This window comes from Clostridium algifaecis (genome assembly GCF_017874415.1).
In the GTDB taxonomy this organism is placed as follows: domain Bacteria; phylum Bacillota; class Clostridia; order Clostridiales; family Clostridiaceae; genus Clostridium_B; species Clostridium_B algifaecis.
In genome coordinates this window covers 29,247-43,425 of the sequence record NZ_JAGGLM010000006.1, presented here as the reverse complement: position 1 = coordinate 43,425, position 14,179 = coordinate 29,247, and the positions used below count along the sequence as shown (strand labels likewise).

Annotated in this window: 5 protein-coding genes and 1 riboswitch; all 5 genes read left to right on the top strand. The window is 31.4% G+C overall.

The genetic code is table 11. The features are described from left to right. Nucleotides 1-18 precede the first annotated feature (18 nt). Nucleotides 19-1,053, top strand: coding sequence for a [FeFe] hydrogenase H-cluster radical SAM maturase HydE (gene hydE, locus J2Z42_RS06365; protein WP_209701815.1), 1,035 nt, complete (start codon nt 19-21; stop codon nt 1,051-1,053). A gap of 23 nt (nt 1,054-1,076) precedes the next feature. Further along, a complete protein-coding gene (locus J2Z42_RS06360; RefSeq protein ID WP_209701814.1) occupies nt 1,077-2,381 on the top strand; it encodes a M18 family aminopeptidase in 1,305 nt (434 codons plus the stop codon). Between the two features lie 60 nt (nt 2,382-2,441). Further along, nucleotides 2,442-2,619, top strand: a riboswitch (Lysine riboswitch). Between the two features lie 77 nt (nt 2,620-2,696). Beyond that, a complete protein-coding gene (locus tag J2Z42_RS06355) occupies nt 2,697-3,899 on the top strand; it encodes an aspartate kinase (protein WP_209701813.1) in 1,203 nt (400 codons plus the stop codon). Between the two features lie 30 nt (nt 3,900-3,929). Continuing rightward, nucleotides 3,930-5,228 (top strand): diaminopimelate decarboxylase, encoded by a 1,299-nt coding sequence (gene lysA / locus J2Z42_RS06350; RefSeq protein ID WP_209701812.1) that lies wholly within the window; start codon nt 3,930-3,932, stop codon nt 5,226-5,228. Nucleotides 5,229-5,342: 114 nt separating this feature from the next. Further along, entirely contained in the window at nt 5,343-13,997 is an 8,655-nt protein-coding gene (locus J2Z42_RS06345; protein WP_209701811.1) for a glycoside hydrolase family 94 protein, read from the top strand. The last annotated feature ends 182 nt before the right edge of the window (nt 13,998-14,179 follow it).

Sequence of the window (14,179 nt, the reverse complement as noted above, 5' to 3'; positions counted from 1 at the left end):
AGAAAGGATTTGGATTTTATGAAAAATTTATTAAGTGTGATAGAAAATGCTGAAAAAAGTCATTATATGGAGAAAGACGATATCGTAAGATTGATTAAAGAAAGCAAATATGACGATGAACTTTTTAAAGCAGCAGATAGGGTTAGGGAAAAATATGTTGGGAATGAAGTACACTTGAGAGGCCTTATAGAATTTTCAAATATATGCAAGAGAAATTGCATGTATTGTGGACTTAGACGGTCAAACAAGAATATAGAAAGATACAGAATACCGCCGGATAAGATTATAGAATTAGCTAGAAAAGCAGTTGGATATGGATATAGAACCATAGTAATGCAGTCTGGAGAAGATGACTATTATACTGTTGATATATTAAAATATATCATATCAAATATAAAAAAGATGGATGTAGCTATAACTCTTAGCATAGGTGAAAAGACATTTGAAGAATATAAGGCTTTAAAAAAAGCAGGGGCGGACAGATATCTTATAAGAATAGAAACTACAGATCCTGAACTTTACAGAGCTATGGATCCTGGAATGAGCCACGAAAATAGAAAAAAATGTATTAGGGATTTAGGAAAACTTGGCTATGAAGTTGGTACGGGATGCTTAATAGGGCTCCCTAATCAGAGCATGGAATCACTGGCAGATGATATACTGTTTTTTAAAGAAATAGATGCAGACATGGTAGGTGTTGGCCCGTTTATACCTAATGCAGATACTCCTCTAAAGGATGCAGATGGTGGAAAATTTGAAATTGCACGTAAAATTGTAGCCATAATGAGACTTTTAATGCCTGATATAAATATACCGGCAACTACAGCTATGGAGACATTAAATAAAGATGGGAGAACTTTAACTTTAAGAAGTGGTGCAAATGTAGTTATGCCAAATGTTACGGAGGGAATATACAGAAAACTGTATGCTCTCTATCCTGGAAAAATATGTACAGGTGATACACCTGCACATTGTGTTAACTGCATCACAGGAAAAATAGTTATGATAGGTAGAGAGGTAGCTTCTACTAAAGGTTTCAGGATGAAAATGTAATAAAATTTTAATTGGAGGATGTTATGGAAAATTTTCAAATTGAAGAAGCAAAAGAACTTATAGATTATATTTATGAAAGTCCTACATCATTTCATGCTGTAAATAACGCAAAACTTGCACTTGAAAAGAGCGGATTTACTGAAATAAAAGAAGATGAATCCTGGGAATTACATACTGGTGGAAAATATTTTGTGACTAAGAATAATTCTGCATTAATTGCGTTTGTAGTTGGAAATGGTGAACTTGAAAAAGATGGTTTTAGAATAATAGGTGCTCATACTGATTCACCTGGTTTTAGAATAAAACCAAATCCGGATATTGAAATCGAAAATTCATATGTAAAGTTAAACACGGAAGTCTATGGGGGACCTATACTTAACACATGGATGGATAGACCGCTTTCAATAGCAGGAAGGGTTGTGCTAAAGGGAAAAAATCCGTTCTGTCCGGATGTAAAGTTTATAAATATAAATAGACCTCTTATGATAATACCTAACCTGGCTATACACATGAATAGAAATATAAATTCAGGTATTGAACTGAACAGGCAGAAACATTTACTGCCACTTTTGGCACTTGTAAGTGATGAATTTGAAAGAGGTCATTATTTAGCTGAAATAATAGCAAATGAATTATCTGTACCTCAAGGAGATATACTGGATTTTGATTTGTTCTTATATGAATTTCAAAAAGGAAGTATACTTGGAGCAGACAGAGAGTTCATATCATCTGGAAGACTTGATGATTTAAGTATGGTGTATGCAGGTATAAAAGCAATTTCAGATTCTAGAGTAAATATGAGCACAAATGTAATGGTATGTTTTGACAATGAAGAAGTTGGAAGTACTACAAAACAGGGTGCTAATTCTCCTATGTTATATTCAATTTTGGAGAGAATAGCAATTAATCTTGATAAAGACAAAGATGAATTTTATAGAGCTATATCCAGGTCGTTTATGATATCTTGTGATTTAGGTCATGCACTCCACCCGAATTATCAGGAAAAATGTGATCCTGTAAATAGACCTGTAATAAATAAAGGCCCTGTAATAAAGTTAAGTGCCAGTCAAAGTTATACTACAGACGGTGTATCAAGTGCAGTTTATAAAAGTATATGCAGTGAAGCTGGAATTCCTGTACAGACATTTGTAAATCGCTCTGATGAAAGGGGAGGTTCAACTATAGGACCAATATCTTCAAGTCACATTAATATTGCGTCTGTAGATATGGGACTCGCAATACTTTCAATGCATTCTGTAAGAGAACTTGGAGGGGTAAAAGATTACTCATATTCAATAAAAAGTTTTAAAAAATTTTACGATTTATAAAAATATAGTTGAAATGTGTAAATATTTATGGTACACTTATGGAAAATTTAATAACGGTCTACCTAGGGTAGAGGTGCTGTAATTAGGAGTATTTGATTTTAGCCGGCAGGTGTTAAGAATCAAAAAAAGGAACTACAGCCGAAAAGATTAATTTGGCAAAATTAATCTTTGGGTTTACATAAAATATGTGTAAATCTGTCACTAATTTTTATATATTTGGTGGAGAGCTACAAGGTAACACAACATTGCGATATTTTTGCAGTAGAGGTGTTTCCTTTGCTGCATTTATTTTATAAATTTTTAAGGAGTGATATCGTGGCAATTATTGTTCAAAAATATGGTGGAAGTTCTGTTGGTACAGTAGAAAAAATAAAAGCTATAGCTAAGACTGTAACGGATAGAAAAAATTCCGGTGATAGTATGGTTGTTGTAGTGTCAGCTATGGGAGATACTACAGATGAACTCATAGATATTGCAAATAAAGTTACAAGCAGTCCGGATAAGAGAGAATTGGATGCTCTTTTATCTACAGGAGAGATGAGATCCGCAGCACTTCTTGCTATGGCTATAAAGTCATTAGGATGTGATGCTGTAAGCTATACAGCATATCAAATAAATATAAAAACAAGTGGACAGTTTGGTAAATCTCTTATAGACGACATCAATGTAGACAAAATAAAAAAGAGTCTTGATGAAGGAAAAATAGTAATTGCAGCTGGTTTTCAGGGAATAAATGAAGATGGAGATATAACTACACTTGGAAGGGGAGGATCTGATACAACGGCTGTAGCTATAGCTGTAAAATTGAATGGACTTTGTGAAATATACACCGATGTTGATGGAATATATAGTGTAGATCCAAGAGAACATAAAGATGCAAGCAAACTATATGAAATAGATTATGAGGAAATGCTTGAGCTTTCAAGTCTTGGTGCACAGGTAATGCACCCTAGATCCATAGAACTTGCACAAAAATATAGTATACCAATATATGTTGGATTAAGTAATAGTAAAATAAGAGGAACGATCATAAAGGAGGAAAGTAATATGAATATGGAAAATAAGCCAGTAACAGGGATTGCTACTAGCGATGAGGATATAGCTGTAACTGTAAAAGATATCGATGGAAATATAAATTTGATATCTAACTTATTTGAAAATATAGCAAATAAAAAAATCAATATAGATATGATAAGTCAGACCGCACCTATAAATAATAAAATAAATATATCATTTACAATACCAAAGATAGATTTAGAAGAGTGTTTGAATATACTAAAAGAACATTGTGATATAAAAAGTCAGGTAGATATAGATGAGGATATAACTAAATTTTCTATAGTAGGTATAGGAATGAAGACTACATCTGGAGTTGCAGCTAGGATGTTTAAATTATTCAGAGAGAACAATATAGAAGTTAAGATGATAACTACATCTGAAATAAGGGTAACATGTGCAATAAAACATGAAGATAAGCTTAGAACGGTTAAAATAGTAGCAAATGAATTCAATCTATAAAATGCTATGGAAATTTAGGAGGAAACTTTCTTGAAATTATTTGATAATATGAAAGTTAAAGATAATATTTTGTATATCGATGGTGTAAATTCGGTAGACCTAGCAGAAAAGTTTGGTACACCTCTTTATGTAATGGATGAGAAATTAATTAGGGATAAGTGTAGAAGATATTATACATCTTTTAAATCAGAAAAGGGTACAAATAAAGTAGCGTATGCAGGAAAAGCATTTTTAACTCTTGCAATGTGTCAGCTTATAAATAGTGAAGGACTGTATCTTGATGTAGTATCAGGAGGAGAACTATTTACTGCATATAAGAGCAACTTTCCAATGGAAAGAATTTATTTCCATGGAAACAATAAGACTATTGATGAAATTAAAATGGCAGTTAGATTGGGAACTGGAAAGTTTGTAGTAGATAATTTAGAAGAAATGGAAAGTATAAATGATATTTCTAAAGAAGAAGGTAAAGTTCAAGATATACTTCTGAGGATTACACCAGGCATAGAAGCACATACACATGACTATATAAAAACAGGTCAGATAGATTCAAAGTTTGGATTTACTATAGTAGATAGCAAAGCTGAAGAGGCAGTAGAAAAAGCATTGAGGCTTTCAAATATACATTTTTCAGGACTGCATTCCCATATAGGTTCTCAAATATTTGAGGTGGAGCCATATTGTGAAGAAGTTGATGTTATGCTGTCATTTATAAAGAATATTCAAGATAAATTTAAGATTGCTGTAGATGAACTTGATTTGGGAGGCGGCTTTGGAATATATTATGTAGATGGTGACAAGCCTAAATCCATAGAAGAATTTTGCTCCATTATATTAAATAAAGCAGAAAATAAAGCAGATGAACTTGAAATGAAACTTCCAAGTCTGGTAATTGAACCAGGAAGATCGATTGTCGGAAATGCAGGTACTACTCTCTACAAGGTTGGAGCTATAAAGGATATTCCGGGTGTAAGAAAATATGTATCTGTAGATGGTGGAATGGCAGATAATATAAGGCCAGCTTTATATGGAGCTGAGTATGAATGTGCCATTTCAAATAGAATGGAATCTGATTTTAAAGAGAAAGTGACTGTAGCAGGAAAGTTCTGTGAATCTGGTGATATATTAATAGAAAATGTAGAGCTTCCCGAGGTAAGACGAGGCGATATTTTAGCTGTATTTACTACAGGGGCTTATGGTTATTCCATGGCCAGTAATTATAATAAAGCTGAAAGATCGGCAGTTGTGTTTGTAAATAATGAAAAAACGAAGTTGGTTTGCAAGAGGCAAGATCTAAAGGATATAATACAGAATGAATTAATGCTTTAGTGAATTAATATTTCAGGTAGGTTCATTCTTTCTATGAATTAATATTTTGTGGATTATTGGGAACAATAATCAAAGCAAAGTTAATATTTTTCATAAGAAAGGATGAATTTTTTTATGCTTTATTATAGTACTATTTTAATAGGTTTAATGTTAATTTGTATACTTTTATATTTTACGATCTACATTTTAAAATATAGAAATCAAAATATAGTGGAAGATATGTATACAGCAAGTGATGCTGGAAAAGAATTAAGTGAGCATGCACAAAAAATATCATCCATTCCTTTAAAAATTAAAATAAAAAATTGCAGAAGAAAATTAGTAAATAATCTAGATAAATCTTATAATAGCATACTGGAAAATTATAACTTTTTAGATAATGAAATTGATAAAAGCAAGGAAATAATTTCATGTGCCAGGTGGATTCTTGACAATATGTACTTAATTCAAAGAGAATACAAGGATATAAAGTGTAATATGATGGGCCCATATTATAAAAATTTACCTGTTATTGATGAAGGATACATGAAAGGCTATCCGAGGGTGTACCATATTGCAGTTGAAATGTTAAACAGGGATTATGGAAAAATCAGTGAAAATGAAATAGAAAATTTCTTAAATGAATATCAGAAAAATACAGTACTTACAAGCGGAGAGCTATGGCTATTTCCGGTAATGCTTAGAATAGCTTTGATTAGAAATATAAGTAGGTCTGTAGAAAATATAGTTTATATACAGAAAGAAAAAAACAGAGGAGAAGTTATAGCAAACAGTATAATAAATTTATGCAATGACGAAGGCTTAAAAGGAAAAAATCATGTATCTGAACAAATTGAAAAGTTTAAAAAAGAAGATATTAAATTTACACCTTCCCTTACAGAAAAACTTATAAAAATACTTAGAGATAATTTTATAGAAAATCCAGAAGTTTATAAATGGATAGATGATGAACTTGTAAAACAGGATAAGACTTTTGATATGATGGTAAATATTGATCATCAAAATCAGAGTAATTATCAGATTGTAATGAGCAATTCTTTTAATGGAATAAGAAACATTTCATCTCTAAATTGGAGAGAGAATTTTGAAAGATTGAGTTATGTAGAAGAAATACTTAAAAAGGATCCTATTAAATTATATGAAAATATGGACTTTTATTCCAGAGATTACTATAGGCATAGAATAGAAAAATTATCGAGAAAATTAGGAATTTCAGAAGTACTCATAGCGAAAAAAGCAGTACAATGTGCACAAAAGGCTGCAGATGATAAAGATAGTGGAAATAATGTAGAAGAATATGAAATGCACGTAGGCTATTATATAATCGATGATGGAGTAGGAGTTTTAAGAAATTCTATAGATCAAAGCAAGAAAAATATTCCGGCATACAGCAGCATATTTACTCAGAAATTGTATATATATACCATATTGACTGTAACTGGAGTTATTAGTTTAATTGTAAGCTATATGGATATATATTCTGAAAGTTACAATACTTCATGGAAATATATTATAACTTTTTTAGTATTGCTAATACCAATAAGCGAGGTATTTATATCTATATTTAACTGGAGCATAAGCAGACTTACCAATCCTAATTTTATACCTAAAATAGAATTTAAACATGAGATACCTGAAGAATACAGCACTATTGTTGTCATACCTACATTGATTGAAAGTGTTTCCAGATTAAAAAGTCTTATAGATGAACTGGAGGTTTATTATCTTTCTAACGAGGAAAAAAATTTATATTTTGCAATCTTAGGAGATTTCAAGGACAGCACATCAGAGCATGAACCTGAAGATGAATTAATACTCAAAACAGCTTTAAATATGATTAAAAGATTGAATAATAAGTATTCAAATGGTGAAAATGACAAGTTTTATTTTTTAAATAGGTATAGAAAATACAATGAAAAAGAAGAAAAATGGATAGGATGGGAAAGAAAACGTGGAAAGCTTATGGAATTCAATTCTTTGATAAGAGGAGACAAATCCACGAGTTACAATGTTATAAGTGGAGATATAAAGAATTTATACAAAGTAAAATATGTAATAACGTTGGATGCAGATACAAAACTTCCGAAAGATACTGCAAAAGTGCTTGTAGGTGCCATGGCACATGTTTTAAATAAACCATACGTAATTAATGGCAAAATAGTGAGAGGACATGGACTTATGCAGCCTAGAGTAAGTGTAGGCACTCTAAGTGCAAACAAGACTATCTATTCCAGTATTTTTTCAGGAGATACTGGAATAGATTTATATACAAATGCTGTATCTGATGTGTATGAAGATTTATTTGATCAAGGAATATTTACAGGAAAAGGAATTTACGATGTAGATATTTTTATGAACATATTAAAGGATAAGATACCTGAAAATTCAGTTTTAAGTCATGATCTTTTGGAAGGTTCTTATGTAAGAGCTGGACTTTTAACAGATGTTGAACTTATAGATGGATATCCTGCATATTACAATTCGAGTTCCAAAAGACTGCATAGATGGGTTAGGGGTGATTGGCAGCTTATTCCTTGGATCTTTAAAAAAAGTAAATTAAATGGATTATCAAGATGGAAAATAGTTGATAATTTAAGGAGAAGCTTACTGGCACCTTTTATAATAATGCTTATTTTCTGGTCTATTATTGTATTTAAAAATCCAGACAAAGGTCTTACTATAGCGCTGATAACTCTCATGTGTCCTGTATTTTTTAATGCATCAGATTGTGTTGTAATGCCATCTAGGGGAATAAGTCTTTCAGGAAAAGTTGATAATTTTAAAACTGCACTTGAACAGTTTTTGCTTATATTTATATTTTTACCATACAAGGCATATTTGATGTTAGATGCTATAATTAGAACTTTATACAGGCTTTTTGTAAGTAGAAAACATCTACTTCAATGGACTACTGCGGCAGATGTAGAGATGAATTCAGGCAAGACATTTTACGACTATATAAGAACTATGTATTCAGGCAGTCTAATAGGATTATTTATTGGAATCTTGGCTTTTTATAATTCTAAATTTACGGGCTTTTTAATGATGCCATCCTGCATTGTATGGTTTTTGTCACCATATATTGCATATAAAATAAGTATGGATAAAAAAGTTAATAAAGATGATTTGAGCATGAAACAGAATAACATTTTAAAAGAAATTGCAAGGAGAACATGGGCATATTTTGAAGATTTTGTTTCAGAAGAAACCAACTGGCTCTCTCCTGATAATTATCAAGAATATCCAAAGTTGGGTATAGCATATAGAACTTCGCCGACTAATATGGCAATGGGGATAACTTCAAATACAGCTGCATATGACTTGGGATATATAACTTTGGATAAACTTCAATTTAGACTTGAAAAAATAGTTTCTAATATGGAAAGTCTGGATAGATTTAAAGGACATTTTTATAATTGGTACGATATAAAATCAAAAAAACCACTTCACAATTATATATCTACAGTGGATAGTGGTAACCTGGTTTGTTATGTATGGCTTACAGAAGAAACTCTTTCTGGGTATCTAAAATCACCTATTTTGAATAAAAATTTTATTCGTGGTGTATATGATACTATAAATTTGGCACAACAGGAAATTAAAAATATAAATGAAATAAAAGGTATTTATAATGAAAATATAAATCAAATTAATGAAAAAAAAGAAATGAACATTTATATGCTTCAAAATTTTTTGGATGATTTACAGAAAAAGTGTGATGAGGTATTAAAAAAGTATAAGAATTTATACTGGAATAAAAAACTTAAAGAAACTTTAAATGACTTTACTGATTTTATCAATAAATATTTACAATGGGTTAATGATGATTTTTATAAAAATTCAAATAAACAAGATAAGTCAGCAGAAATTAAAGATATTCTTTATAAAGTTACCTGTGATATACCTGTTGAGGATATACCAGGGAATTTAGAAAAGGCAATTGATTATTTTAAGACATATTCTAATGAAGATGAAATAGAAAAGTTTAGAAACAATCTAAAAATAAGTCTTGAAAATATAAATACTTTAATATCTAAAATTAAAGATTTAATAGAAAGATTTAAAGCTATTGATGACTCTCATGATTTCACAGTACTATATGATAGCAAAAGACAGCTTTTTTCTATAGGATACGATGCAGATAAAAGCTTTCAAGATAAAAGCTATTATGATATTTTAGCTTCTGAGGCAAGGCAGGCAAGTTTTATAGCTATAGCAAAAGGTCAGATAGAGAAAAATCACTGGTTTAAATTAAGCAGATCCATGGCACTTGCATTTAAAGAAAAAATTCTAGTATCCTGGTCAGGTACTATGTTCGAATATTTGATGCCTCTTATTATAATGAAGTCATTTCCAGGTACTCTTCTTGGCGAAACTTATAAAAATGTAGTTGAAGTTCAAAAAAGTTATGGAAAGAAAATGGGCATTCCATGGGGAATATCTGAGTGTGCTTACTATAGCTTTGATGCTAACTCTGCATATCAGTATAAAGCTATAGGAGTGCCGGACATAGGATTAGATAGAAATATGGCAAACGAAAGAATTGTTGCACCATATGCATCTGTTATGGCACTTCAAGTGAATAAAAAAGATGCATTTTATAATATTAAAAGATTAATTGCTGATGGATTAAAGGGAAGATATGGATTATATGAATCTGTAGATTATACTAGAGGACATTTAGAAAAAAATAAAAGGAAAATAGTAAAATGTTTTATGATACATCACCAGGGAATGAGTCTTATGTCACTTGACAACTCATTAAATGATAATATAATCCAAAAAAGATTTCATAGTATACCGAGGGTAAAAGCTGTAGAATTATTGCTTCAAGAAAAAATGCCAAAAACTATTGTGTATGATAGAAGAGAAAAAAAGAAATCCGTATACTCTAAAAAAGAAAATTTTCTTATGGCAGAAAGAAAATATACTACTGCAAATACAAAATTTCCTGAAACAAATATAATGTCAAATGGAAGTTATTCTATTATGATAACAAATAGCGGAAGCGGGTATAGTAAAAAAGATGAAATGTCAGTTTACAGGTGGAGAGAAGATTCTACTTTAGATGATACAGGAATGTTCTTTTATATAAAAAATATAAATTCAAATGAATACTGGAGTGCGGCTTACGAACCGTGCAAATATACGGGCGAGGATTACAAGGTTGTATTTTCAGAAGACAAAGCTGAATTTGAGAGAAAAGACGGAAATCTAAAAACCTATACGGAAGTTACTGTATCTCAGGAAGATGATGTAGAAATCAGAAAAATTTCAATAACAAATAATAGCAGTCATGTAAGAGAAGTTGAAGTTACAAGTTATCTTGAAGTTACACTGGCTCCTTATAGTGCAGATTTGGTTCATCCATCATTTAGCAACTTGTTTATAGAGACAGAATTTTTAAAGAGTCCAATGTGTTTGATGGCGAGCAGGAGACCTAGAACTAAGGGAGCAGAAAAAAATTGGCTTATGCAGACTGCTGCAGTAGAAGGTACTCAAATCGGTTCAGTACAGTATGAGACCAGCAGGGAAAATTTTATAGGAAGAAATAGAGATATTTCAAATCCTAAAGCTATGGATAATGACACGCAGCTTACCATGACGGTTGGAGCAGTAATTGATCCTATAATTAGTTTGAGAGTCAGGATGAAAATACAACCTGGTAAAACATGTAGAATTGCATACTCTGTAGCGGTTTCAAATTCGAGAGAAAAGATCATAGATTTGGCTGAAAAATATGGGAATATGGGTAACATAAATAGAATATTTGAGCTTTCTAAAAATGAAATGAATATGCAAACTCAGTATCTTGGCTTAAAGGCATCCAGAATTAGCATGTATCAAATAATGGCATCAAGAATACTGTTTTTAAATAGGCTTCTAAAGGATAGAAGCAAGCATATTATGAATATACAGAAAGGGCAATCTTCACTGTGGCCTTATGGGATTTCAGGTGACTTGCCTATAATATTGCTTATAACGAGAAATAAAAAAGATATATATTTGGTTAGACAAATTTTATGTGCACATGAGTATTGGGGACTAAAAGGATTGAAAGTAGATCTTGTTATACTTAATTTAGAAGGAAATTCTTATGTTCAGCCAATGCAAAATGAGATAAACGAGCTCATAGATTCAAGCCATCTTAGAAACAAGAAGAACCAATTTGGTGGAGTATTTGTTTATAATAAAGAAACCATGAAAGAAGAAGATATTGAGCTTATAATGGCTATAGCAAGACTTGTTGTGGATAGTGCAAATAGAGATTTATTCAAGCACATAAAAGAAAATGAGATTAAAAGTAATGAAATTTATAAAAATGAAATTAAATCACAGCAGGCAGAGAAGTCTACATTTAGTTATGGAATTGATACATCAAAATTACAATACTTTAATGGCTTGGGTGGATTTTCAAAACAGGGCGATTCCTATATTATAGTGCTTAAAGATTACAATAATACACCTGCTCCGTGGATAAATGTAATATCAAATAAAAGTTTTGGATTTCATGTATCAGAAGGAGGAGCTGCCTATACCTGGAATAAGAACAGCAGAGAAAATAAATTGACATCATGGACGAATGATGCAGTAGTAGATGGAGAATCAGAAGCTATATATATAAAAGATGAGGAGACAGGAAGAGTATGGAGCATATCACCTAAACCTATAAGGGATGGTGGAGAATATGTTATAGAACATGGCTTCGGATATTCTAATTTTAAGCATACTGTAAGTGACATATGTGGAGAAGTTACTATGTTTGTGGATATGGATGAAAGTGTAAAAGTATGTACAATAAAATTAAAAAATATTGGTAAAAATATAAGAAAACTTTCTTTAAGTTATTATGCAAAACTCGTTTTAGGTGTTGCCCATGAACAGACAGCCCAATATATATTTACAGGCTTTGAACCAAATAACCAGTATATTTATGCAAGAAATCCATACAGCCAATATTTTGGAAAACTGATATGTTATTTAAAAATTATCGGAGGAGAAGAGATATCCTACACGGGAAATAGAGAAGAATTCATAGGCAGGGGCTGTAGTTTTAAAGATCCAGGAGGACTTAGAAAAGAAAAATTGTCAGATGAAGTAGGAGCTGGATTTGATCCATGTTTATCTGAAAGTGTAGGTGTAACCCTGAAACCTAATTCAGAAAAACAATTGGTAGTTTTACTGGGACAGGAAGATAAACAGGACAATATAGAAAGAATTATAAAAAAGTATAATGAGCCAGGTATTGCAGAGAAGGAGCTTGAACATTCTAAAGAATTCTGGAGGGAATTTCTTGGAAGGATACAGGTGAATACCCCAGATAAATCAGTGAATATTATGCTCAACGGATGGCTTATATATCAGGCGCTTAGCTGCAGATACTGGTCAAGAACAGCCTTTTATCAATCAGGAGGAGCATATGGCTTTAGAGATCAACTTCAGGATGTAATGGCAATTGGCTATCTAAACCCGGATATAACAAGACAGCATATAGTATACAGTTCTACAAGACAATATTTAGAAGGTGATGTACAACATTGGTGGCATCCAGTTGTAGATAGTGGTATAAGGACGAAATTTTCAGATGATCTTCTCTGGCTTCCATATGTAACAGCAGATTATATAGAAAATACAGGAGATTATAGTGTATTGAAAGAAGAGACGAAATATCTGGAAGACAGTATTTTAAAAGAAAATGAAGATGAGAGATACAATATATCCAGGGTTTCAGATAAAAAAGGTTCTGTCTATGAGCACTGTATTAAAGCAATAGACAGAGCGTGTAAGTTCGGAACACACAATATTCCTCTTATGGGTTCTGGAGACTGGAATGATGGAATGAGTACAGTAGGTAATAAAGGCAGAGGTGAAAGTGTATGGCTTGGCTGGTTCTTATATGATATATTAGATAAATTTATACCTATATGTAATTATAATATGGATATAAAAAATGCTGAAAGGTATAAAGAACTTAAAAATTTTATAAAAGATAGCCTGGAAAAAAATGCATGGGATGGAAGCTGGTATAAGAGAGCTTATTTTGATGATGGCACTTCACTAGGTTCAATGGAAAATGATGAATGCAGAATTGACTGTATAGCTCAAGCCTGGGCAGTTATATCAAAAGCTGCAAAAGAATCAAGGGCAAAAGAAGCACTGGAGGCTTTATACAGAAATTTGGTTAAAAAGGATAAAGGCATTGTTCTGCTTTTGACGCCTGCTTTTAATAATTCAAATTTAGAGCCTGGGTATATAAAAGGATATTTACCTGGTATAAGAGAAAATGGAGGTCAATATACTCATGGAGCTATATGGTCAATAATTGCATTTGCCGATATGGGATATAATAATCAGGCATATGATATATTCAGTATGTTGAATCCAATAAATCACAGCAAATCTTATTTGGATTGCAGAGTGTATAAATTGGAGCCTTATGTAATTGCGGCAGATGTATATAATTCTAAAAATAATGAAGGAAGAGGTGGATGGAGCTGGTATACAGGTGCTGCAGGCTGGATGTATAGAGCAGGCATGGAAAGTATACTTGGATTTAAGTTTAAAGGCAAGGAAGGTTTTACTGTAAAGCCATGTATTCCTGACAGCTGGAAAGAATACAGCATAAAGTATAAAAAAGATAAATGCATATATGACATTAAAATAGCAAGAGATATCCATAAAGGAATTTTTGTCGATGGAGAAAAAATGAAAAATAATATAATTCCATTTTTAAACGATGGAATACATAAAATAATTGTAAATATATAAAATTATATAAAATCATGAAATAATTTTTTATGATTTGCAGTTTTAAGTATTTTAGTATATAATTTTATATAAAATTATATACTAAAATGTTCTGATGATGAAAAACAAGTAGATTTAAAAACAGATTTTTAGAGAGCTGCAGGGTGCTGAAAATGCAGAAGTTATGCTTGAATCGAATGGGA